This window comes from Rhizobium sp. BK512 (assembly GCF_014194915.1).
GTDB lineage: Bacteria > Pseudomonadota > Alphaproteobacteria > Rhizobiales > Rhizobiaceae > Rhizobium.
In genome coordinates, this window is the sequence record NZ_JACIAS010000004.1 from 526,257 (window position 1) to 550,224 (window position 23,968).

The following is a 23,968-nucleotide window of genomic DNA, read 5'->3' on the forward strand; positions in this document are numbered from 1 at the left end:
CCTGACCCTGCAGGACATTAGCCGTCAAGCCGTGTTGATGACACTCACTAGTCGGTATACATTGCTGTCATGGTCAGATCCGCATCAGACACGCGGGAGCGCATCGTCGCAGCCGCCGCGAAACTCTTCTACAGCGACGGCATCCGCGCCGTGAGCGTCGATGCCGTTGCGGAGAAGGCAGATGTCACCAAGCGCACCCTCTACTATCATTTCGACAGCAAGGACGATCTGATCGCCGCCTATCTGGAAAGCCGGGATCAGCCCAATCTCGCTGTCTACAGGCGCTGGTTTGCGGAAACGGACGGCGATCTCGCGGCGAAGGTAAAAGGCATTTTCGGCAATCTCGCCCGTTCTGCCCGGCACCCGAAATGGAAGGGCTGCGGATATCTCAGAACTTCGGCGGAACTCGCAAACATGCCCGGCCATCCCGCGATCAAGGTCGGCGCCGCGCATAAGAAGAATGTCGAGCAGTGGCTCGTGACGCTCTTCGAGGCTGAGCATGGTGCTGACGCGGATAAGCTCGCCCGCCAGATCGTGCTGCTGCTCGACGGCTCCTTTGCCGCCGTGCTCCTGCATCGCGATCCGACCTATATGGAAACGGCCGGCGAAGCGGCTGCAGCCCTGGTGGCTGCAGCCGGAAAATGATCATTCTGCGGTGCCGGGCTCATAGCGCAGGATCACCGCACCGCTCTTGGTCACCGAGGAATCGAGCAGCTTCAGCGCCCTCTGGTTTTCCGCGGGCTTGAAGTGCGGATTGCCGCCGCCGAGGATGACCGGCACGAGGCAGATACGGATTTCATCCACCAGTCCAGCCTTCAAGAGGACATCGGCAAGCTCGGCGCTGCCGAAGATGAAGATCGTCTTGCCGTGCTCCTCCTTCAGCCGCTTCAGTTCGGGTACCGGGTCGTTGACGACGCGCGTATTGTTCCAGTCCGCCTTTTCCATGCGCCGCGAGACGGCAATCTTGGCGATGCCGTTCATATAGGCCTTGATCTTGTCCTCGCTCTCCGCGGTCGGCCAATAGGCCGCCATGCCCTCATAGGTCTTGCGTCCGAAGACCAGAAGGTCGCCTTCCTCGCCGAACTGCTCGGCATATTTTTCGAGCTCCGGCCCCCAGGCCAGATTGTGGAACTCGATGTCCCACGGTTTCGTCCCTTCGAAGTAGCCATCCAGCGTCATCAGGTTCCAGACAACAAGCTTCCTCATCTCATCCTCCTTGGACTTTGTCCTCTTCAAAACCAGTTGCTATTAACAACTGGTTTTGAAACTAGTCCAACTGATGGCAAAATGCAAGCGGTTAAAGATGGGGGAGTTTGAAAGGCGGCGGCAGCGGGCATCGGGACACGCTTCTGCCGTCCGCTACGTGATGGCCGTCGGATGTTTGACGAAAACCTATCTGAAACTTGTCGACCGGTGGCGGAGATCCGCGGATCAATCCTTGCGGAAGATCAGACTGGCGCCCCATCCCGTCAGCACGGCCAGCAGCACCGCAAAACAGCCGTAGAAAATCGGTTGCTCGTGCGCAGCATCGGTAATCGTCTGCTCGATACCCGTCTTGATGACACGCAGCGGCTGCGATTTCTGCGTCACGAACTTGCCGCTCTTGAACAGATAGGCGCGCACCGTATGCACGCCGTTCGGAATGTTGGCTGGCAGCCGCAGGCTTGCCTTGAAGAGGTTGGAGGAGACGAAGCGCACGCCGCTCGGATCGCGCTCGTAGAGCCCGCCCACCTGCTGTATCCGCCGGAAGGCGGTGCGGAATTCGTTGAGACTGTTGAAATTACCGGCAAAATCGATCGGCCGCAGCGGAATATGGTCGATGCCGATCCCTTCGCCGGTGAGGTCCAGCGGCGTCGTGATATCATCGATGGAACGCGAACTCGACATTGAATAGGAATGCGGCACGTCGGCAAAGGTCATCGACGAGGTGTTGATCCAGATGCCGAAGACCCGCTCCTTCTTGCGCACGGTGGCATCCTCGCGCGGTCCTTCCAGAACCACGATGACATCATACTGGCCGATGGCGAGCAGCAGGTCGTCCGTATTGGTCACTGCACCGAAAATCGTCAGGTCCGCGCCGCGGAAATCCGAGGTGATGGCGATCTCGCTGGTCGAAGTGCCAATTTCCAGCAATTCGCGCTCGGCCTGCGTCGTTCCCTGTCCGGGCAGCATCATCTGCGCCGAGGCGGCCACAGGCATCAGAAGAACAAGAAGCAGGAGGAGCCGAAACATCAGTTCCCCACTCCCATGACCACTGAATAGATATCCTGCGGTGTTACGATCAGCGCGACGGCAAGGCGCAGGCCGACGGCGAGAACCAGCAGGCCGAGCAGGGCGCGCAACTGCTCGCCGCGCAGCCGCTGGCCGACACGCACGCCATATTGCGCACCGATGACCCCGGCGAGCATGAGGAAAAAGGCGAGCACGATATCGACGGAATAGTTGGTCGCCGCCTGCACGATCGTCGTATAGGCGGTCACGAAGATGATCTGGAAGAGTGAGGTACCGACGACGACATTGGTCGGGATGCGCAGCAGGTAGATCATGGCCGGAACCATGATGAAGCCGCCGCCGACACCCATGACGGAGGTCAGGATGCCGATCGCAAAGCCGAGCGTCACGATCGGAATAACCGACAGATAGATCTTCGATTTCTTGAACCGCACCTTGAGCGGCAGCTTGTGAACCCAGTGCTGATGGCCGGGCTTGCGGGGCGCCGGTGCCTCATTGCGGGCCGCCCGGCGCATGGCATTGACGCTTTCCCAGAGCATCAGCCCGCCGACTGTACCGAGGAAGACGACGTAAAGCAGCGAGATGAAGAGGTCGAGCTGACCGATCGCGCGCAGCAGCGAGAAGATCCAGATACCAACAGTCGCGCCCGAAAGACCGCCGACAAGCAGCACCGATCCGAGCTTCACATCCAGCGTGCCGCGCCGGAAATGCGTGATCGCCCCCGAGATCGAGGAAGCGACCACCTGGTTGGCCCCGGTTGCGACGGCGACGACCGGCGGAATGTTATAGAAGATCAGGAGAGGCGTGATCAGAAAGCCGCCGCCAACGCCGAACATGCCCGACAGGAAGCCAACGGCGGCCCCCATGCCGAGAATGATGAAGATGTTCACCGACAATTCTGCGATGGGCAGATAGATTGTCACAGCCGACCCCGATTATCGCCGCGCCCGCCGCGGCGGCCTGTCTCACGTCCCCGTTCGAATGGCGCATCCTACTGTGAAATCGTTGCCAGAGGCTTTCGAAGGAAAAAAGCGCGATCAGCCGGATGCGGGTCTCGATATGTCCCGCATAATCCGGCTTTTTTCAGGTTTTGTGACAGGTGGCTCGAAAAGGCGAAAAGCCCCGCGGCAGAGCGCCGCGGGCGATCTCAGATAGCCTTGGCGCCCGGTTTGTTGCGTTCCAGAAGCGCCTTCACCGTATCGTCGTTGACCTTGCCGGTCGGCTCCTGTCCGATCGACTTCTGGAAGTTCTTGATGGCAGTCACCGTCTTGGCGCCCATTTCTCCATCCGCCGGGCCAGCGTCGAAGCCGTTATTGTTGAGGATCGCCTGGATGTTGCGGATCGCTTTCTTCATGTCGACGGTGGCCGTCTTCGGTGCGGCGGCACTTGCCCATGCATCGGGAACCTCGATGCCGTTCGCCTTGTTGTCGAGCGGCTGCGGCTTCCAGAGCTCGGCCTTGGCGCGGGCGCGCTCGAGTTGGTCCGGCTTCATGGCATTTGCGACTTCGTCACGTTTCTGGGCGGCATCCTTGTCGCCCGACTTGGCGGCGATCGAAAACCACTTGTAGGATTCTTCCAGATCCGCCGGTACGCCATTGCCGCGGGCGCACAGGATGGCGAGGTTGAACTGGCTGTCGGTGATGCCGAGGTCGGCAGCCTTCTGGAACCACGTTGCGGCCGTCGCATAATCCTGCTGGCCGAGCGCGCCGGAGGCATAGAGCACGGCGAGATTGTGCATCGCGCTGGCATTGCCCTGGCCCGCAGCCTGCTCGTAGAGGCTCTTGGCCTTCTGCACGTCGCGGTCGACGCCATTGCCCTTCTCATACATGCTGCCGAGACGGTACTGTGCCGGTGCGAAGCCGTTGTCGGCCGAGAGCTGATACCAGCTCGCGGCCTGCTTCTGGTCGGCGGCAAGGCCATTGCGGCCTTCGGTATAACGCGCACCGATCTCGAAGAGCGCCAGCGCGTCGCCATTACGCGCTGCATCGGCAAGCGGCTGCGGCTGGATCGTATCGGGAACGATGATCGAGGCGGCAGCGGATGCGGCAGGTATCGTCGTCGGCGCCGCGGGAGCGTTCGGAACAAAGCCGGACGTATTCTGCGCGGGCGCCTGGCTGAAATCCTCTGCGCCTTCGCCGTCAAGCGGCGTGGCATCGGTGAGGTGATCGGGTGTCGCTGCCTGCGGCTCTGCGGGCGCGGTCGCCTCGGAAGGTGCTGCGTCCGGCGTCATCATCGGCGCCGGAGCGCTGATTTCGGGCGCGGCTGCTTCCGGCGCAACCGGTGCCGGGGCTGCCATATTGGCCTGCGGCGTTTCGGTCGCGTCGGTCAGAACCGAGACTTCAGCCGGAGGCGGGGCCTTTTCGCCCGTGGTCAACGTGCGGGCAAGCGGGAAAGCCATGATGGCCAGCAGCACGGCCCCGACCGCGAGCAGGATCGGCCGGCGAAAGCGCGAGAAGGCGCCACCCTTGCCGGCTTTTTCAGGCTTCGCAGCACGACGCTCGGCGCGGGTCGCGGGCTTTGCGTTGCTGTCGATCTCCATGGCGGCGGCCTGCGCGGCGCGGCGCGCAGCGGCGATATAGTCGGCCCGATCGTTTTCGGTGGCCGGCTTGCCGCGCTGGGCATTCTGGCTGGCGCGCACGCGCTCCAGGATCTTCTTGACATCAGGTGCGCCAGAGCCCGGTTCGAGCAATTCGTTCGCCGCCTCTGCCGGCACGACATCGACGGGATCGATTGACGGTGCGGGATCGATGACCGTGCGCTCGGCGGCGGCCTTTGCCTCCGTCTTGCGCGATGGCATCAGCTTGCGGCCAAGGCTTGCAAGCAGGCTACCCTTGGGAACGACAGGCTTTTCCGACTGGTTCGTGGCTTCGATGGCGATCGCGCTGGTGCTGTCGGCCAAAGCCGCTTCCGGCATACGCACCGCCGTCTCTTCGGCGATGTTTGCCGTGCGCAGCACAGGCGAGGCCTTCGGCGCCGGCATCACCGGCGCCCTGGCTGGCTCGCTGCCCGCATCGACGAGTGCGTAGGGGTCAACGTCGAAATCGACTTCCGCCGCCGGCATCCGGGCGGCCGGGCGAACCCGCTCCTCCATCGTATCCAGCCGGTCGGCAATATGCAGCAGCGTCTCGTGGAGGGCCTGGAAGGTCTTGTGCGTGCGCTCCTCGCTGTCGCGGCTCAAATCTTCGAGGTTCCGCAGATCATCGGCGAGTGCGATGAGGGCCGACATGTCGCTCTCTGCGGGTGCAGCGCCCTGTGCTCCGCCGTTGCGCGAATAGGCATCAACCACGGCTTCCGCTGCCTGCCGTGCCGCCTCGATGATATATTCGTCGTTCGTCGCGATATAATCTTCGATTGCACCCATGCGACGGTCGAGATCTGCCGATACTTCCGCATTTTCGCGCGGCGCATTCAGGAGCTCGGAGAGATTTGCAATCTGCTCCTCGAGGTTCTTCAGCGCGCGCGTGTCGGTCGGCGCAGCTGCCGTGCTTTCCTCCAGCCTTGCGGCGATGTCGCTAAGCCGCCCTTCGATCCGTTGAAAGGCGCTGTCGTCGATAACAGGCGCCGGGACGGGGCGGATTTCCATCTCGTCGATGCGGCGTGCGAGATAGTCGAGCCTCTGGGCGAGCGCATCATTGACCGAGCCGCTTTCCAGCGCATCGATCTTGCGGGAAATGTCGGAAAGCGCGCCGGTCAGGTCCTGTTGCGGGGCGGCCTTCTGCGTGCGCTCGAGCAAGTAGGAAAGGTGCTCCAGCCGCTCGTCGAGACGCGAAGTCGCCTCGGCCTTGGCAAGGTCCTCGACGCGCGCCGTCAATGCTTCCAGCCGGCCGGCCATCTCGTCGGTCGGGTTGGGACGGTTTATCGCGGCCCGGCCCATCAGCTCGATCTGTTCGCCAAGCGCGGAAAGGCGATTTTCCAGCCGCTGCATCAGTGCGGGATCACCACCTGCAGCACTGCGTCCGCTGGCGGCGATCGCGCGACTGATCTCGTCGAGCCGCGTGTCCATGGCGGCGAACTGCTCCGACATGATCCGATCGTGCGGCTGGATGAGGTTGCCGAACTGCTCGACCGCAGAGGCGATGGTGATGAGCTTGTCTTCCAGTGCGTGCACGGCCGGGCTTTCGCCCATGCCGCCAAGATGCCGCTTGATGTCGTCAAGCCGGTAGGCGAGCGACACCAGCTCTTCCTGCAGCCCGGCCGTGTCGAGCTCTGCCAGGCGGTTTTCCACATTGTCCCAGCGCTGTTCCATGTGGCGCATGGAATCCTCGCGCGCCAGCCCGTCCATCAGCGAACGCAGCTCTTCGAATTCGTTGCGCAGGCCGGTAGCCTCCGGACCAGCCGAGCGGCTGGTGAGCTGCGCGATGCTCTGCGACAGGCGACCCATGTCGGCGCGGATGTCGTCGGCGAAATGCCTGTCCTGCGCGCTCGCCTTGATCTCTCGCAGTTCCGTGCGCAGCGCATTCATCTCGCGCGTGACACCTTCGGAAATGTCGCGCTTCAGGTCCTGCCGCAGGTTGACGAGGGCCTGGGCGATTTCGGTCATCGTGTCGCCGGAGGCGCGGAAAGCGGGTGCGGGCGGCTGCGGTGCCGGCGCGCGCTGCGGAGCAGGCGCAAGTGCCGGTTCACGCAGAAGGGCCGGTGCCGCTTCGCGCGTATAGGCGCGCTCGCGGTTCTCTCTGGTAGCGTCAAGCGCGCGCTGGCGCTGGCGGATTTCCGCCAGCGGGTCGGCAGCGCGCGGCGTATAGGAACTGACGTAGGGATCGCGGACGGGCGTCGGATTACTGGGTCGCTGTTCGCGTCCGCTGCCCATCAAGCCTTCGATCCGCGCTTCCAGCCCTTCGATCGTGCGGTTCAACGCGTCGAGCGAGGTTCTGTCGGAATGCCGGGAAGAATGTGATCGCGATCCGTTCATGTTCTTGCTCGCTTCGATTGCCCGGTCCGGGCCCGATCATTGCCTTTTCCGAAGCGTACCGGGGCACGCAGCGGAGAGCGCCATCCATGAGGAAATAATCAATTAGACTTTCCTCAAGCTGGACAGATTTTGGCGGCACTCCTGAAACGCGAGACAAAGAAAAGGAATGCAGATCGCCAATGCTCACCGCGCACCTTTCACGAAACGTGGTAAAGAACTCGTTAACCCGGATGAGAATTTTTTAACTTTTGCGCTCTTCGTGCCAATTTGGCGCGCGCAAATCTTCAGATCGGTCGCTTGTACTGCAACTCGATCTTCACGCCTTCTGGCCCATAGATGAAGACTTGGCCGAGATCGGTATCCGGAATGTCGAGATATTCATGGCGATAGCCGCTCGCTTTGATGCGGGCGAGTGCCGGTTCGAATTCGAAGAGGCTGAAGGCCACATGATTGAAGATACCGGGCGGAAAATCGCCCGCCCGCTCCGTCAGGCTCAGATGGATCACCGGCTTGTCGTCGAGATAAAGCCAGTGACCGCGCGAGGGAAAGGGCGGCCGATAGCCTTCCTTCACGCCAAGAATGTCTTCGAAAAAAGCGATCATGGCAGGCGCATCGCGGGTATCGATCGTCACATGGTCCAGACGCAGCATCGTTCCCTCCCAGGCTTTCGAAGCCAAACCGATCCTACCGGTTTCGACGCCTTCGGGAAAGCATCTATGCGCGATCGAGACCGTCTGGATCAGAAGTTCTCCGTCCAGGGCCGCAACTCCACTTCCTGCGACCAGGCGCTGCGGTGCTGCTGCAGCACGTCGATATAGGACTGTGCGATCGCATCAGGCGAAAGCGTACCGTCGGGCCTGTCTTCGCTATCCGGCCTCGTGGCGGAACGCACGGCGCCATCGATGATAAAATGCGCCACATGGATCCCGCGCGGCCCAAGTTCGCGGGCAGCACTTTGTGCCAAACCCCGCAGCGCGAATTTTCCCATGGCAAAGGGCGCCGATTGCGCATAGCCCTTGATGCTGGCCGTCGCCCCCGTCAGCAGGATAGCCCCGCGACCCTTCGCGATCATGCGTTTGGCCGCCTGCTGGGTCACAAGGAAGCCGCCAAAGGCACTGGTGGCGATCGCCTGCTGCACATCTGCGGGATCGAGTTCGGCAATCGGCCCTCGCGCCCGGCCGCTGGCATTATAGATGACGACATCGGGCTCGCCGATTTCGGCATCGACGCGCTCGAAAAGGGCCGAAACCGCCGCGGGCTGTGAAGCGTCGGTCGCAAAAGCTTTCGCCCCGGTTTCATCGAGCAGAGGCCCGAGCTTGCCGATATTGCGCGCCGCAAGGCTCACTTTGACGCCGCGCTCTGCAAGCTTGCGGGCAAGCGAGCCGCTGATACCGGAACCGGCACCGACGATGAGCGCGCTGCGATAGGGAAACTCGGCCATGATCTTCTCCTTCGGATGAACCTTCCGGAGAGGTAGGCAGTCGCAGCCTGTCAAAAAACCGCCGGCCGGAAATATTTCATTCCTGGGGAGCGTCGATCGAAAGCCCGCAGATGCGCGAGAGATGGGCGAGCGGCAGACCCGTCTCCTCGGCCCAGCGGTTGAAAGTCTGCTGGATCAGTTGCTGATCCTTCTTGCCGGTTCCGGATGCCGAGAGCGGCACGCCCGCATCCCTCAGGCACGCGAGCACGTCTGATGTCATGATAAAGCCGTCGCGACCGATACCGCGCAGGAAATATTGACCGGTGGCTCCGCCCAGCCGGTTGCCGCGTTTGGCAAGCACGTCGAGCAGGCCGATGTGATCCTCATGTGGCCAGTTTGCGAAAAAGGCGCCGGCGCTGCCCGCCTCGTTCGCCATCTCGCGTACGAAGGCGGCGTTTGCGCGCACCGACATGATCTTCGCGCCATTCTTGACGACGCGGTCATCGTTCGTCAGGTCATGCCAATATTCGTCGGAAGCGATATTGAGGGCGGCAGGGTCGAAACCGTCGAAAGCCTCTTCAAAGCCTGGCCATTTATTATCGATGACCTTGTGGACGAAACCGCTGTAGAAGACGCGCTGCGTCATCTGCGACAGGATGCGGTCATCCGGCAGGGCACGCAGCGCCTCATGGTCAGGAATGGCCGGGAGCATCGCCTTCAGCGCGTCGGCGCCGCCTTTTCTCTGCTCGGCGCGCAGACGGATTATATCGAAATCGCTCAAGGCTAGGCTCCCGAAATAGACATTGCTGGCACAAGCCTAGTCCGGGAGCGACCTTGTCTTCAAGCCGTTTGGCTTCAAGATTGCCGCTCAGGCGGCGACGGATTCACGCACGTCGTCGAGCAGGAAATGCACGACCAGATAGTCGGTCTTGTAATGGCGCCCGCTGTCGCCGACTTTTTCTTCGCAGCCGCCATCGGCGGGGTGCCACGGATGATAGTGTGGATTGGTGGCGATCAGCGTCACCGCCTTGCCGGCATAAGGCCCCTCGGCCGGCCGGAAACGCATTTCGGCAAGCGGCCAGATGCGTTCATAGGTTTCCATGGGAATGCGCACCCTCAGCGCCCTGCGCGGAGCCGGCGGCTCGTCATGCGCAACCACTCTTTCGCCATTGACCGGTTCCACAGTCACAGGCTCGATGGTCACAAGTTCCGCCGTATCGAAGATGGAATTGAACTCCGCAGGCCACGCTCTTTTCATGAACAGCTCCTCCCAGGCTTTTCCAAGGTCGCAGGATGGAGTGTAGCGCGCTTGGCCGGAGAAGCAACGGACTATTACCATTCTGTGACAATGCGCGTGCATCGTTCACCTCTCTCCACGCCACCTCACAAAATCGCGCGCACTCCGGATTTGACGTTTACGCAAACGTCAATATTTTGTAAGAGAGTGTCAACGCCGGAGCGATCCGGTTGCCGAATTGGAGGAATTCGAACGATGCCAGTCTACAAGGCCCCGGTGAACGACACGCTCTTCGTGCTGAACGACGTGCTGGGTCTCGAGCGCTACAACAATCTCCCGGGTTTTGCCGATGCCACGCCTGACATGGTGGAGGCTATTCTGGGCGAAGCGGCGAAAGTGGCCGAGGAGGTTATGTTTCCTCTGAACTATTCCGGCGATCAGCAAGGTTGCCTGCGTCAAGAGGATGGCGCGGTTTCGACACCGAAGGGTTTCAAGGAAGCCTATAAGGCCTATCGCGAAGGTGGCTGGATCGGCATCGCCGTGCCGGAGGAATTCGGCGGCCAGGGCCTGCCCTATACGCTGCACGTCGCCGTCGGCGAATATACCTCCGCCGCCAATATGTCGCTGATGATGTATCCGGGCCTGACCCAGGGCGCGATTGCTGCGATCCTCGTTCACGGCAGCGAAGAGCAGAAGCGCACCTACTTGCCGAAGATGGTCGAGGGTGCCTGGACCGGCACGATGAACCTCACCGAGCCACATTGCGGCACAGATCTCGGCATGTTGCGCACCAGAGCTGTACCGCAGGCTGACGGCAGCTATCGGATCTCAGGCCAGAAGATCTTCATCTCCGCCGGTGAACATGACATGGCCGACAATATCGTCCACCTTGTGCTCGCCCGTATCGAGGGCGCCCCCGAAGGCACCAAGGGCATTTCGCTCTTCATCGTGCCGAAGTTTCTGGCCGCTGACGATAGCGGTACCGGGGTGCGCAACGGCGTTACCTGTGGCGCGATCGAACACAAGATGGGCATTCACGCGAACGCCACCTGCGTCATGAACTACGACGACGCGACCGGCTATCTTATCGGCGAGGCAAACCGCGGGCTCAACGCCATGTTCGTGATGATGAACGAGGCCCGTCTGATGGTCGGCCTGCAGGGCATCGCCATTTCAGAGATCGCTTATCAGAACGCCGCAAACTATGCCCGCGATCGTATCCAGGGTCGCTCCCTGTCGGGCGTCAAGGCGCCGGACAAGAAGGCCGATCCGATCATCGTCCACCCAGATATCCGCCGCGCGTTGATGACCATCCGCTCGTTCAACGAGGCCGGCCGCGCCTTCCTGCTCTGGACCGCGCTGAAATCCGATATCGCCCACCGCGCCAGCGATGAGAAGGAACGCCAGACGGCCGACGACATTCTCGGCCTCGTCACCCCGATCCTCAAGGGCGTGATGACCGACAGGGGCTTCGATCATGCTGTCATGGCCCAGCAGGTCTTCGGCGGCCACGGCTATATCGAAGAGCATGGCATGAGCCAGTATGTGCGCGATGCCCGCATCGCCATGATCTATGAAGGCGCAAACGGCATCCAGGCGCTCGATTTGGTTGGCCGCAAATTGGCACTGAATGGCGGCCGCGCGGCCATGGCGCTCTTCAAGGAGATCGGTGATTTCTGCGAGGAAAACCGCAATGACGGAGAGCTGGGCTTCTTCACCAAGCACCTCAAGAAGGGCTTGAACGACGTGCAGGGCGCGACCATGTGGTTCATGCAGAATGCGATGGCGAAGCCCGACAACGCCGGTGCCGGCTCCACCGATTACATGCACCTCTTTGGCCTTGTTATTCTCGGCTATATGTGGGCGCGTATGGCCAAAGCCGCCAATGAACGTCTTGCCGCCGGCGATGCCAGAGAAGACTATCTGAAGAACAAGCTCATAACGGCGAAATTCTTCATGGAGCGTGTGATGCCCGAAACCGCATTGCGCAAGACGCGCATCGAAACCGGTGCCGACACGATGATGGAACTGGCCGCCGAAGCGTTTTGATCACTACCCCTTCTCCCCACGGGGAGAAGGTGGCCCGAAGGGCCGGATGAGGGGGCCGCAAGCGCGGCCGTCTCTGGCTCCTTCCTGCCGGAAGACGATTTCACCGGCGCCTTTGCGCCGCCAGGGAGATGAGACAATGACCGAGGTTTTCATTTACGATCACGTCCGCACGCCCCGCGGCCGCGGCAAGAAGGATGGATCGCTCCACGAAGTGCCCTCCGTGCGCCTTGCGGCCAAGACGCTGGAAGCGATCCGCGACCGCAACGGTCTCGACACCGAAACAGTCGATGACATTATCATGGGCTGTGTCGACCCGGTCATGGATGCCGGCGCCGTCATCCCCAAGGCCGCTGCCTTCGAAGCCGGTTATTCGACCAGGGCGCCCGGCATGCAGATTTCACGCTTCTGTGCTTCCGGTCTCGACGCCGTGAATTTCGGCGCCGGCAAGATCGCGCAGGGCGCTGACGATATCGTCATCGCCGGCGGCGTCGAAAGCATGTCGCGCGTCGGCCTCGGCATGTCCGGCGGCGCCTGGTTCATGGACCCCTCGGTGAACTTCCCGGCCTATTTCATGCCACAGGGCGTGTCGGCCGATCTGATCGCCACCAAATACGGTTTCTCGCGTGACGACGTCGACGCCTATGCCGTCGAAAGCCAGAAGCGGGCGGCAAACGCCTGGAACAATGGCTGGTTCAAGAATTCCGTCATCCCGGTCAAGGACCAGAATGGCCTGACGATCCTTGCCCATGACGAGCACATGCGCCCCGGCACCGATATGCAGGCGCTCGCCTCCCTCAATCCGTCCTTCCAGATGCCAGGCGAAATGGGGGGCTTCGAAGCCGTTGCCATCCAGGCCCATCCGGAAATCGAGCGTGTCAACTACGTCCACCATGCCGGCAATTCCTCAGGGATCGTCGATGGCGCCGCTGCCGTCCTGCTCGGCTCTAAAGCCGGCGGCGAGAGCATGGGCCTGAAGCCCCGCGCCCGCATCAAGGCCTTTGCCAATATCGGCTCCGACCCGGCGCTGATGCTCACCGGCCCCGTCGATGTCACCGAAAAGCTCCTGAAGCGCACGGGCATGACGCTTGCCGATATCGATCTCTTTGAACTGAATGAGGCCTTCGCCGCCGTCGTGCTGCGCTACATGCAGGCCTTCGACATCGAGCACGACCAGATCAACGTCAATGGCGGCGCAATTGCCATGGGACATCCGCTGGGTGCCACGGGCGCCATGATCCTCGGCACTGTGCTGGACGAACTGGAGCGCCGCGATCTCAACACCGCACTGGTCACCCTCTGCATCGGCGCCGGCATGGGCACGGCAACCGTCATCGAACGCGTCTAAGGGAGAGAGACGATGAGCTACACCAACTTCACCGTCGAGACCGATGCGGATGGTATTGCCCTGGTCACCTGGGACATGCCCGGCAAGTCGATGAACGTCTTCACCGAAGAGGTGATGAGCGAACTCGATGCGATCATCGATACGACCGTTGCCGACAGTGCCGTCAAGGGCGTCGTCATCACCTCGGGCAAGTCTTCCTTCTCAGGCGGCGCTGATCTCTCGATGATCAAGGCTATGTTCACGCTCTATCAGCAGGAGAAAGCCGCAAACCCTGATGGCGCGGCACAAAAGCTCTTCGATCTTGTCGGCCTTATGACTGGCCTCTTCCGCAAGCTCGAAACCTGCGGCAAGCCCTGGGTCTCCGCCATCAACGGCACCTGCATGGGCGGCGCGCTGGAAATGTCGCTCGCCTGCCACGGCCGTGTCGCCTCCAATGCGAAGAGCGTCAAGATCGCCCTGCCGGAAGTCAAGGTCGGCATCTTCCCGGGTGCCGGCGGCACGCAGCGCATCTCGCGCCTCACCGATGCCCAGTCCGCCCTGCAGATGATGACGACGGGCCAGTCGCTGAACGCCTCGCGCGCCAAGGCCATGAACCTCCTCCACCAGGTGGTCGAGCCGGATCAGCTGATCCCGGCTGCCAAGCAGATGATCAAGGACGGCCTGAAGCCCGTCGCCCCCTGGGACGAAAAGGGCTTCAAGGTTCCCGGCGGCGGAATCTGGACGCCGGCCGCGGCCCAGCTCTGGCCGGCTGCACCCGCCATCCTGCGCCGCGAAACCTCGGGTAACTATCCCGGCGCGCTCGCCATCCTGAAATGCGTCTATGAAGGCCTGCAGGTTCCCTTCGATACGGCCCTGAAGATCGAGCAGCGCTATTTTACCCAGGTGCTGCAGACGACCGAAGCCTTCTCGATGATCCGCTCGCTCTTCATCTCCATGCAGGAGCTTAACAAGGGAGCCCGCCGCCCGGCCGGTGTGCCGAAGACCGAACTGAAGAAGGTCGTCGTCGTCGGCGCCGGCTTCATGGGCGCCTCCATCGCCTATGTCACCGCCGCCGCCGGTTTCGAGGTCACTCTCATCGACCGCGATATCGAAGCCGCCACCAAGGGCAGGGGCGTCGGCGAAGGCCTCGTCAAGGATTCCGTCGGTAAGGGCCGGCTGACGCAGGAGGAGGGCGCCGCCCTTCTTTCCCGCATCACGCCGTCTGCCGACTATACAGACCTGAAAGACGCTGATCTGGTCATCGAAGCGGTTTTCGAAGATCGCGCCGTCAAGAAGGCGGTCATCGAGCAGGTCGAAGCCGTCATCCCGGAGACGACCGTCTTTGCCTCCAATACCTCCACCCTGCCGATCACGGGCCTTGCAGAAAATTCGAAGCGCCCGGATCAGTTTATTGGCGTGCACTTCTTCTCGCCGGTCGAAAAGATGATGCTGACCGAGGTCATTCTCGGCAAGAGCACCGGTGACCGTGCGCTCGCCGTGGCGCTGGATTATGTCGCCGCCATCAAGAAGACGCCGATCGTCGTCAACGATACCAGAGGCTTCTTCGTCAACCGCTGCGTCTTCCGCTATATCCACGAAGCCTATGACATGCTGATCGAAGGCGTGCCGGCGGCGATGATCGAAAATGCCGCCAAAATGGCCGGCATGCCGGTCGGCCCGCTGTCGCTGAATGATGAAGTGGCAATCGACCTCTCGCAGAAGATCCTCAAGGCCACCGTCGCCGATCTCGGCCCCAAGGCTGTCGACGAGCGCCACCTCGCCCTCATCGACAAGCTGGTGGACGAACTCGACCGCCGCGGCCGCAAGAACGGCAAGGGCTTCTACGAATATCCGGCCAAACCCGCCAAGAAATTCCTCTGGCCCGAGTTGAAGACCCTCTATCCGCAAAAACCGGCCGCTGAGGTCGACGTCAACACGCTGAAGCAGCGCTTCCTGGTGACGATCGCTCTCGAAGCCGCCCGCACCATGGAGGAAGGCATCGTCACCGATCCGCGTGAAGCCGATGTCGGCTCCATTCTCGGTTTCGGTTTCGCGCCCTATACCGGCGGTGCGCTGAGCTATATCGACGGCATGGGCGTGAATGCTTTCGTGGACCTCGCCGAAAAGCTGGCCTCCAGCTACGGCGACCACTTCAAGCCCACGCCGCTCTTGAAGGACATGGCCGCCAAGGGCGAAACCTTCTACGGTCGTTTCGATCCCTATCCGGCAGCCGATAAGGCTGCTTAAACGAGGCGGGAACGTCCGGAGCCCCTCATCCGACCCTTCGGGCCACCTTCTCCCAGAGGGGAGAAGGGGTTTTGCCACACTGTTTTCGCGCTCTCAAAGGCGTCGTAGCCCACGTCCCCTCTACCCACCGGGGAGAGGGTTAGTGGGCTCCAGGCGACCGCGCAATTTCAGTTACTCACAATTCTGCCGGACACTCTGGGCCAAAAACACTTAGCTCTTGCGCTAAGTATCGCATCATGATACTTAGCCTCATGGATTACTATTCGCATCAGCTCGACAGCATCTTCCTGGCGCTCGCCGACCCCACGCGCCGTGCCGTCATCGGCCGGCTCGGCACCGGTCCGGCGAGCATCAGCGATCTTGCAAAGCCTTTCGCCATGGCCTTGCCGTCCTTCATGAAGCACATCCACCTGCTCGAAGAGACAGGGCTTATCGAAACGAAGAAGCAGGGTCGTGTGCGCACCTGCACGCTGGAGAAGAAGCGTTTCGCAATGGTCGAAGGCTGGCTTTCGGCTCAGCGCGCCATCTGGGAGGCCCGCACCGACAGGCTCGAAGCTTTCGTCACTGCCACGCAATCGAAGGAGGAGAAATCCCAATGAAGCCAAATGTGAATCCCGATCTCGATCTGACCATTTCGCGCGTCATCAAAGCACCACCGTCCGCCGTCTGGAGCGCCTGGACCAACCCGGCACAATTCGAAAAATGGTGGATACCCGCGCCGGCGCTCTGCCGTGTCGCCACCATGGACGTCAAACCCGGCGGCGCCCTTGTAACCGAAATGAGCGAGGATGGCGGTCCCTTTCAACACCATCTCAGTGCCTGCTATCTGGATGTTCAGGAGGGTCGTCGCATCGTCTTCACCAATGCGCTCCTTGGCGGCTGGCGCCCTGCGCCAACCCCCTTCATGACAGCCATCATCACCCTCGCCGATCATCCCGAAGGGACCGACTACAGTGCCGTCGTCATGCACAAGGACAAGGAGACCCGCAGCACGCATGAAGAACTGGGCTTCCATGACGGTTGGGGCACGGTCGCCGCGCAGCTGGCAAAGCTGGTGGAGAAATAAAGAAAACTCATGCCCGCTATAGCGGCCGGGCTAAGGCGATAACTGGGAACGGCGGGAGAACGCCGGGTGACACGGATCGCTTAACCTGCCAGTCGGTGATCCGTTGTCTGGCCCTCGTCGAACATCTCGCTCAGCATTTCAAGGATCACATGGACCTTCTCGGATTTGACCGAGTAGTAGATCGTCTGCGCATCGCGCCGCGTCTTGACGAGGTCCCTGCTGCGGAGCTTGGCGAGGTGCTGGGAGAGGGCCGATTGGCTGATTCCGATAATATCGGCGAGATTGTTGACCGCCACTTCGCGCTCGGCAAGCGTCTTCAGCATCCGCAGTCGATGGGCATTCGCCATCACCAGTAGCAGGTCGGCTTTCTTTTCAAAACTATCTGTATTCATCGCATTCCCTTCACAATCTTGCGGCCGCTATTTATATGACTAATTAAGAATTGTCTTAAGAGTGTGGCCGGAAACAAATTTTTCCTCATGTTTTTTGGAAGTGTCAGGAGAAGCAGGGCTCTGTGCTGCATTGACCGGTGCCGAATTCGCATTTGATCAGTCACCAGGTTCAGAAATCTCCCATGCGCGCCTATATGCCTGTCAGGAATCATGAGAAGAAGCGTGCAGGCACACTTCAGTTTAAGCGATGGAATCATGAAGAAGATCGGTTTTCTCTCGTTCGGGCATTGGACGCCCTCGCCGCAATCCCAGACGCGCTCCGCCGGCGATACGCTGCTGCAGTCGATTGATCTTGCCGTTGCAGCTGAAGAACTTGGTGCGGATGGCGCCTATTTCCGTGTCCACCATTTCGCCCGTCAGCTTGCTTCGCCCTTTCCATTGCTGGCCGCTGTCGGCGCCCGGACCAGCCGCATCGAGATCGGCACCGCAGTCATCGACATGCGCTACGAGAACCCGCTCTACATGGCGGAAGACGCTGGCTCCGCCGATCTGATTTCTCGCGGGCGCCTGCAGCTCGGCATCAGCCGCGGTTCGCCGGAGCAGGTCATCGATGGCTGGCGATATTTCGGCTACAATCCGCCGGAAGGCCAAAGCGATGCCGATATGGGCCGCCGCCACGCCGAGGTTTTCCTCGAAATATTGAAGGGCGAAGGCTTCGCCGAGCCCAATCCGCGGCCGATGTTCCCCAATCCGCCCGGCCTCTTGCGGCTCGAACCGCATTCCGCCGGCCTGCGTGAGCGCATCTGGTGGGGTGCCGGCTCGAACGCTACCGCCGTCTGGGCCGCCAAGCTCGGCATGAACCTGCAAAGCTCGACCTTGAAGGACGACGAGACGGGCGAGGCCTTCCATATCCAGCAGGCCAAACAGATCCGCGCCTATCGCGAGGCCTGGAAGGAAGCCGGTCATCAGCGGGAGCCACGCGTCTCCGTCAGCCGCAGCATCTTCGCGCTGGTGAACGATCGCGACCGCTCCTATTTCGGCTATGGCAATGAAGGGCAGGACAAGATCGGCTTCATCGACGAGAATACGAGGGCGATCTTCGGCCGTTCATACGCCGCCGAGCCTGATGCTCTGATCGAGGAGCTGAAGAAGGACGAGGCGATCGCCGAGGCAGATACTCTGTTGCTCACCGTCCCCAACCAGCTCGGCGTGGAATACAATGCCCACGTTATTGAATCGATCATGAAATATATCGCGCCTGCGCTCGGCTGGCGTTGATCGCATAGCGTGTCGCACAAAAGTGCGTGCGGTTTGCGATAACGACATGAGAAAACAGGAGCTTAAAGCGTGGCGGATCTGAAAGATCGCGGCACGCTTTAAGCCGTCGCCGTCTCCCTTGTCGCACGCATCATCACCAGCCCGGCAAGGCTGACGAGGACGATGGCGGTCGCGTAGATGTCTGTGGTCATGCCGTAGCCGATCGACTTGACGAGGAAGCCCGCAAGGATGGCTGGCAGGCTGAAGGCGAGATAGCTCTGGATATAAAAGGCCGAAAGCAGGCCGGCCCGTTCTTCCGGCTTGGCGAGCGGCATGATTGTGCCGATCGAGCCCAGGAAGTTGGTACCGAAACCGGCGCCGGTCAAAAGCGTTCCGATGAGCAGCAGCGGCACGCTGGCAAGATGCACGCCAGCGACGACCGTTGCGATACCCGCTGTTTGGGAGGCGACGCCGAAGACGAGATTGCCCTTCGGGCTGCGGCTGCGGCGAAGGAAAACGGTAATTGCGCCGGACAACATCAACGCTGCCACGACCGCGCCACCCGTCAGCGGTGCGCGACTGCCGGTAGTGGAGACGACCAGCGAAGGTACGAGCGACAGGTAGAAGCCGCCGAGCGTCCAATTGGCGATATTGATCGGCGTCACCAGCGACAGCGGCTTCTTTACCTGTTGCGGAATGAAAATCGTCGGCTTCAGCGAAGTGAAGATGCCGGGGCGCGTGCCGCCGGTTTCTCGCGTCAGCCACAGCGCGAAGGCCTGTACGGTAAAGGCGACGAGAAGCAGGGCGTAGACGAGATGCAGTGGTTCCGGCCCGAACTGGATCAGCGCGCTGGTTCCGATCGCGCCGATCGCCATGCCAGAAAGCGGCGCAATGGAGTTGACGATCTGCCCCTTGGCCCGGTCGACATCGACAAGAGCTGCACCGAGGGAGGCGCCGGCAATACCGGTGGCGATACCCTGCACGATGCGCGCTGCGATCAGCCATTCCGGTCCGCTGGCGATGGAAAATAGCGCCATGGCGATGATCTCCAGCACCAGCGCGCCAAAAATGACAGGTCGCCGTCCGAGATGATCGGAGATGGAACCGGCGATCAGCAAAGTGGCGAGCAAAGCGAAGGCATAGACGGCGAAGATGACGGTGATGAGGATTGGGGAAACGGCAAAGACTTCCTGATAGATGCGATAAAGCGGCGTCGGCGCAGCTGATGCACCGAAGAAGATGGCCAGCGTCAGTGCATGGAAGCCCATGGGCGACGAATTCTTGATGGATTCAGGAGCGGCGACCATATATTGATCCATTAAAGCTAAATCGTTGCGTTAGCCCTATTTAGGTTGAGCCGCCGGTAAAAGCAAATAATTTGCGTTAATGGATCGATGAATGTTTCTGATCTATTGGTGCCGGAGCAATTCCAGCAAGGCGTGCAACGCCCGGACTTGTGGGCAAGCAAAGAGAGCATGTCCCGCAAAACTGGGGAGCGGTTTTGCGACCACGGCATGTTAAAACGGGACCTGAAGCATGCTAGGCGAAACCGAAAGGTCGCGGCGCGCTTCAGGGCTGAGAAAGTTGGGTTGAAATGGCAGTAAAAGAGAATATCCGTCCGGGTGGCAGAAGTGCACGTGTCCAGGCTTCAGTGCATGCCGCAGTGCGTGAGCTTCTTGCGGAGATGAGCCGAACGGAGATCACCGTTCCTCTGATCGCGACGCGGGCGGGTGTCACGCCGTCCACCATCTATCGCCGCTGGGGTGATCTGCAGGAATTACTGGCCGACGTCGCCGTCGAACGTCTGCGTCCCGACATGGAACCGGTCGATACCGGTACCGGCGCCGGCGATCTGGAAGCCTGGGCCGAACAATATGCAGAGGAAATGTCCTCCGGCCCCGGTCGGGAATATATCCGCGACGTGCTCGCCGCCCAGACCGGTGATAATGCCAACAAGTGCTGCAACTTCACCCGTCAACAGATTGAAGCGATCGCCGGAAGGGCGAAGGGGAGGGGCGAGGCCTTTCCCGATGTCGATACGGTGATGGATAGTGTCGTTGCACCCATCATGTACCGCACCCTCTTCGGCGATGCTCCGAACTCTGCTCGCGTACGGGAACTTGTTGACCACCTTTTCGACCGGCGCAAGGTGGCCTGATCTTCACTCGGCGGCGGCGCGCTTCAGCCCTGAAATCTGGGTGATATAGGCGCGCAGTGCCGCAGGGCGCACCGGCTTGTGCTGCACCGCGATGCCGTGCTTTTCTGCCTCTGCCCGCACTTCCAGCGTCCTGTCGGCTGTCACGAGCAGTGCGGGAATCTCAATGCCGAAATGCTGCCTGAGATGCAGGATCGCTTCAACCCCGGTTCCGTCGGCAAGATGATAATCGGCGATGACAAGGTCCGGCGGCTGACGCATCGAAAGCGTCTGGACAGCCGAAAGTGAATCCGCTGCCTGCGTGTTGCAGCCCCATCCATCGATCAGCAGCCGCATGCCCTCAAGGATCTTGGTTTCATTGTCGATGCACAGGATGCGCAATCCTTTCAATGGCTCGGCCGTGCGATCGACGGGAGCCACGGCTGCACTTGTTTCCGCGCTCTTCGAGATGTCTAGCGGCATGAGAACGCGGAATTCCGTTCCCTTGCCATGTGTCGACTGAAGTTCGACCTTGTGGCCAAGCACGCGGGCGATGCGGTCGACGATGGAGAGGCCGAGCCCGAGACCCGATGCGGTCTTGGCGCCTTCGTCCAGCCGCGCGAATTCCTTGAATACCGTCCGGAATTTCGAAGGCGGAATGCCGATGCCGGAATCCATTACCTGGATCATCACCTGATTGCCGCGTCGCCTGACCCCGATCAGCACCTTGCCGCTGACCGTATATTTGATGGCGTTGGAAACGAGGTTCTGTACCAGGCGGCGCAACAGGTTCGGATCGGAGCGCACCCGCAGCGAGGTCGGCATGACCTTGAGCTTCAGCTTCTTCTCGCGGGCGATCGGCGCAAAATCGGTCTCGATACGCTCGAGCAGGTCGGAAAGCGGCACGGATGCCAGCCGCGGGCGCATGGCGCCGGTATCAAGCCTGGAAATATCGAGCACGGCGCCGAGAATGGATTCAACCGATTCCAGCGCGGAATCGATGTTGCGCACGATCGGGCTGTTTTCCGATTGCGCCATGCGTTCGACGAGCGCGGAAGAATAGAGCCGCGCTGCATTGAGCGGCTGCAGGATATCGTGGCCGGCGGCAGCAAAGAAGCGGGTCTTGCCGATATTGGCCTCGTCCGCCGCCGCGCGTGCCTCCGCCAGCTCCTTGTTGACCCGGGTCAGTTCCGCCGTGCGCTCCGCGACGCGCTGTTCCAGTGTCTCGTTTGCCTGTTTCAGTGCCTGGTCGGCGGCCACACGCTGGGTAATGTCGGTGAAGGTCGCGACGATGCCCTTGTCCGGCATGGCATTGGAACGCACTTCGATGATGCGCTCGCCGCCGCCGAGCACCAGCGGGAAAGGCTTGTCGAGCGTCAGGAAATGCCGCACCGCTTGGCCCTGGTCGCCGGGCGCGATATCACCGCGATGGCTGAGAATACTGACGATATCAGATAGCGGAAAACCGACCTGGCCGGCATTTTCAGGCAGGTCCAGCAATTGCCGGAAACGCCGGTTCCAGATTGTCAGCCGGTTGGAGCTGTCGAAGACGGCAATGCCCTGATCCATCTGCGACAGCGCGGTCTGCAGCATGTCCTGATTATATTGCAGCGCTTCGCTCGCCTGGTCGAGCAGCCATGCGGTATCCGAAGAGGCATCCTCGATCTTCTGCAGGATCAGCGACAGCACCAGCCGTGCGGACGAAGAACCGATAGCGCTGCCGAGCAACTGCTCGGTGAAATGGATGAGCGCCATATCGGCCGGCTGATCGTCCTCCAGTTTGCGCCCCGAGGTCTGCTCATAGGTCGCAAGCGAGCGCTGCATGCGCTCTTCGCCGAGATAGCGGGCGATGGCCGTTTTGAGATCGCCGACGCTGATACGGGTCTTCCAGCCGCGCGTGGCAAATTGCGAGCGCGAATGTCGCTTGACGAAAATGCCGGCCTGGATGCGTTCCAGCGGCTTGGCATTGCGCGTCAGCGAGCCCACGACGAAGGCGGCAGTATTGACGAGCAGGCTCATCGCCGTCGCATTCACCAGCGGATCTGCATCCGGACCGGTGAAGAGCGTCGTGCCGGGAAAGATGAAACCGAGGAAACTGCTTGCCACATAGGAATAATCCGGGCCGCCGAAGGAGGGCAGGAAAAGCAGGTAGACCCAGATGGTGAAGCCGGAGGTCAGGCCGAGGATGGCGCCGCGCGCATTTGCCCGCCGCCAGATCATGCCGCCGAAGAGGGCAGGTGCAATCTGCGCGATGGCGGCAAAGGAGAGCAGGCCGATCGAGGCAAGCCCCGCAGTGCTGTCAGTCGAGCGATAGTAGGCGTATCCGAGCAGCAGTACGGCGAAGATGGCGCTGCGGCGGATATTGAGCAGGCTCTTTGCGAAGTCGTCACGCTGGCTCGCAAGGCCCGCGAGCTTCCTGCGCAGGAAGAACGGCATGACGATGTCGTTCGACACCATGATGGAAAGCGCCACGGAATCGACGATCACCATGGCGGTCGCCGCCGAGAAGCCGCCGATGAAGGTGATCAGCGAGACGACAGGCATCTGCCCTGCAAGCGGCAGGGTAAGAACATAGAGATCGGCATTGCCGTTGCCGCCGAAGATGAGCAGTCCGCCGATGGCGACGGGCAGCACAAAGAGATTGATGGCGATCAGGTAGAGCGGGAAGAGAAAGCCGGCGAGCCGGAGCTGTTTTGCCGTTCGGTTTTCGACCACCGTGACGTGGAACTGGCGCGGCAGCATGATAATGGCGAAGGCCGAAAGCAGTGTCAGCGTGATCCATCGGCTGAGCGGCGTCTGATAGTCGAGGGCGGCACTGACCAGGGCATTCTCCGATCCTTTCCGCCACAGGTCGCTCGGTCCGTCGAACAAGAACCAGATGACACATATGCCCGCCGTCAGAAAGGCAACGAGCTTGACCATCGATTCCATCGACACCGCGAGGATGAGCCCGTCCTGATGCTCGGTCGCATCGGTATGGCGGGTGCCGAACATGATGGCGAAGCAGGCAAGCACAAGCGTCACGATCAGCGGCAGGTCGAGGAAATAGAGATTGCCGCTGCCGATACCGTAGTCGGACGGATTGACCATGGCCGTGACCGTCGCGGAGATGGATTTCAACTGCAGCGCGATGTAGGGAATGGTGCCGATCAGGCAGATGAGCGCCACGATGGTTGCGACAGTGGAATTCTTGCCGTAGCGCGCCGCAATGAAATCGGCCACCGATGTCAGCTTCTCGGCCTTGGCGAGTTCGATAATGCGCTTCAAGAGCGGCATGCCGAGTGTGAAGACGAGAATCGGCCCGATATAGATGCCGGCAAATTCCAGCCCGTGATGCGCAGCAAGGCCGACGCCGCCGAAATAGGTCCAAGATGTGCAGTAGATCGCCAGGCTGAGCGCATACACAACAGGCCGGCCGCCCTCCGGCACGCCGAATTTTCGACTCCGGCGGTCGCCATAGCTTGCCACTGCAAAAAGCAGCAGAAGATAGCCCAAGGCAAACGCAAATATGACCCAGCCTGGAAGCATTGACCCTCCGCCGGCGGACTATCCGCCGTCCTCCCGGAACGGTTTGAAGATTAGGGCAATTCAGCAGGTTTGAAAATTCCCGCGGTCTTGGTCTTAAGTTCTACGCGGAAGGGGATGATGTCCGAATATTTCCAATTGCCGATTGATTAATTGAGATGAAGGTGTAGCTAATG

The 23,968-nt window shown here is 61.0% G+C and carries 19 protein-coding genes; 8 read left to right on the forward strand and 11 right to left on the reverse strand.

Annotation, left to right across the window (positions count from 1 at the left end; translation table 11 throughout):
• Nucleotides 1–69: 69 nt before the first annotated feature.
• On the forward strand, nt 70–645 hold the full coding sequence (locus FHX06_RS17790) for a TetR/AcrR family transcriptional regulator (RefSeq protein ID WP_113146951.1): 576 nt from the start codon (nt 70–72) through the stop codon (nt 643–645).
• Here FHX06_RS17790 and FHX06_RS17795 read toward each other — a convergent pair whose 3' ends face one another.
• From FHX06_RS17795 to FHX06_RS17830, 8 genes are all read right to left on the reverse strand, one after another.
• Entirely contained in the window at nt 646–1,206 is a 561-nt protein-coding gene (locus FHX06_RS17795; RefSeq protein WP_183880243.1) for a dihydrofolate reductase family protein, read from the reverse strand. It abuts the gene before it with no gap.
• Nucleotides 1,207–1,431: 225 nt separating this feature from the next.
• Nucleotides 1,432–2,232 carry a TIGR02186 family protein gene (locus tag FHX06_RS17800; RefSeq protein ID WP_112541651.1) on the reverse strand — a complete coding sequence of 267 codons (801 nt, stop codon included), beginning with the start codon at nt 2,230–2,232 and terminating at the stop codon, nt 1,432–1,434.
• Entirely contained in the window at nt 2,232–3,155 is a 924-nt protein-coding gene (locus tag FHX06_RS17805) for a sulfite exporter TauE/SafE family protein (protein ID WP_112541650.1), read from the reverse strand. The genes FHX06_RS17800 and FHX06_RS17805 overlap by 1 nt, the downstream gene beginning before the upstream one ends.
• Nucleotides 3,156–3,379: 224 nt before the next feature.
• Nucleotides 3,380–7,141 (reverse strand): peptidoglycan-binding protein, encoded by a 3,762-nt coding sequence (locus FHX06_RS17810; RefSeq protein WP_113211366.1) that lies wholly within the window; start codon nt 7,139–7,141, stop codon nt 3,380–3,382.
• A gap of 284 nt (nt 7,142–7,425) precedes the next feature.
• Nucleotides 7,426–7,791 carry a VOC family protein gene (locus FHX06_RS17815; protein ID WP_112541648.1) on the reverse strand — a complete coding sequence of 122 codons (366 nt, stop codon included), beginning with the start codon at nt 7,789–7,791 and terminating at the stop codon, nt 7,426–7,428.
• An 89-nt stretch (nt 7,792–7,880) separates the two neighbouring features.
• A complete protein-coding gene (locus FHX06_RS17820; RefSeq protein WP_183880245.1) occupies nt 7,881–8,582 on the reverse strand; it encodes an SDR family NAD(P)-dependent oxidoreductase in 702 nt (233 codons plus the stop codon).
• Nucleotides 8,583–8,658: 76 nt separating this feature from the next.
• Complete coding sequence (locus tag FHX06_RS17825) at nt 8,659–9,342, reverse strand: DNA-3-methyladenine glycosylase I (protein WP_113211368.1); 684 nt, start codon at nt 9,340–9,342, stop codon at nt 8,659–8,661.
• A gap of 87 nt (nt 9,343–9,429) precedes the next feature.
• Nucleotides 9,430–9,819: a hypothetical protein gene (locus FHX06_RS17830; protein WP_112969892.1), complete on the reverse strand. Its 390-nt coding sequence runs from the start codon at nt 9,817–9,819 to the stop codon at nt 9,430–9,432.
• Nucleotides 9,820–10,053: 234 nt separating this feature from the next.
• Between FHX06_RS17830 and FHX06_RS17835 the strand changes: the two genes are divergently transcribed.
• From FHX06_RS17835 to FHX06_RS17855, 5 genes are all read left to right on the forward strand, one after another.
• Complete coding sequence (locus tag FHX06_RS17835) at nt 10,054–11,847, forward strand: acyl-CoA dehydrogenase C-terminal domain-containing protein (RefSeq protein WP_113211369.1); 1,794 nt, start codon at nt 10,054–10,056, stop codon at nt 11,845–11,847.
• Between the two features lie 136 nt (nt 11,848–11,983).
• Nucleotides 11,984–13,192 (forward strand): acetyl-CoA C-acetyltransferase, encoded by a 1,209-nt coding sequence (locus tag FHX06_RS17840; protein ID WP_113211370.1) that lies wholly within the window; start codon nt 11,984–11,986, stop codon nt 13,190–13,192.
• A gap of 12 nt (nt 13,193–13,204) precedes the next feature.
• Entirely contained in the window at nt 13,205–15,418 is a 2,214-nt protein-coding gene (locus FHX06_RS17845; RefSeq protein ID WP_183880247.1) for an FAD-dependent oxidoreductase, read from the forward strand.
• Between the two features lie 251 nt (nt 15,419–15,669).
• Nucleotides 15,670–16,017: an ArsR/SmtB family transcription factor gene (locus FHX06_RS17850; protein ID WP_112541641.1), complete on the forward strand. Its 348-nt coding sequence runs from the start codon at nt 15,670–15,672 to the stop codon at nt 16,015–16,017.
• Nucleotides 16,014–16,484 carry an SRPBCC family protein gene (locus tag FHX06_RS17855; protein WP_112541640.1) on the forward strand — a complete coding sequence of 157 codons (471 nt, stop codon included), beginning with the start codon at nt 16,014–16,016 and terminating at the stop codon, nt 16,482–16,484. Before FHX06_RS17850 ends, FHX06_RS17855 begins: the two co-directional genes overlap by 4 nt.
• Nucleotides 16,485–16,564: 80 nt before the next feature.
• Here the strand turns inward: FHX06_RS17855 and FHX06_RS17860 are convergent, their stop codons facing one another.
• Nucleotides 16,565–16,876, reverse strand: coding sequence for an ArsR/SmtB family transcription factor (locus FHX06_RS17860; RefSeq protein ID WP_112541639.1), 312 nt, complete (start codon nt 16,874–16,876; stop codon nt 16,565–16,567).
• A gap of 255 nt (nt 16,877–17,131) precedes the next feature.
• Between FHX06_RS17860 and FHX06_RS17865 the strand changes: the two genes are divergently transcribed.
• The gene (locus FHX06_RS17865; protein WP_112969887.1) at nt 17,132–18,154 is read left to right on the forward strand and encodes an LLM class flavin-dependent oxidoreductase; all 1,023 of its coding nucleotides are present in this window, start codon (nt 17,132–17,134) and stop codon (nt 18,152–18,154) included.
• 98 nt (nt 18,155–18,252) lie between these two features.
• On the opposite strand, the gene FHX06_RS17870 is transcribed toward FHX06_RS17865, so the two are convergent.
• The gene (locus FHX06_RS17870; protein ID WP_113211372.1) at nt 18,253–19,440 is read right to left on the reverse strand and encodes an MFS transporter; all 1,188 of its coding nucleotides are present in this window, start codon (nt 19,438–19,440) and stop codon (nt 18,253–18,255) included.
• 287 nt (nt 19,441–19,727) lie between these two features.
• Here FHX06_RS17870 and FHX06_RS17875 point away from each other — a divergent pair, with 287 nt between their 5' ends.
• Nucleotides 19,728–20,291, forward strand: coding sequence for a TetR/AcrR family transcriptional regulator (locus tag FHX06_RS17875; protein WP_113146961.1), 564 nt, complete (start codon nt 19,728–19,730; stop codon nt 20,289–20,291).
• Between the two features lie 3 nt (nt 20,292–20,294).
• Here FHX06_RS17875 and FHX06_RS17880 read toward each other — a convergent pair whose 3' ends face one another.
• On the reverse strand, nt 20,295–23,795 hold the full coding sequence (locus tag FHX06_RS17880) for a PAS domain-containing hybrid sensor histidine kinase/response regulator (RefSeq protein ID WP_113211373.1): 3,501 nt from the start codon (nt 23,793–23,795) through the stop codon (nt 20,295–20,297).
• Nucleotides 23,796–23,968 lie beyond the last annotated feature (173 nt).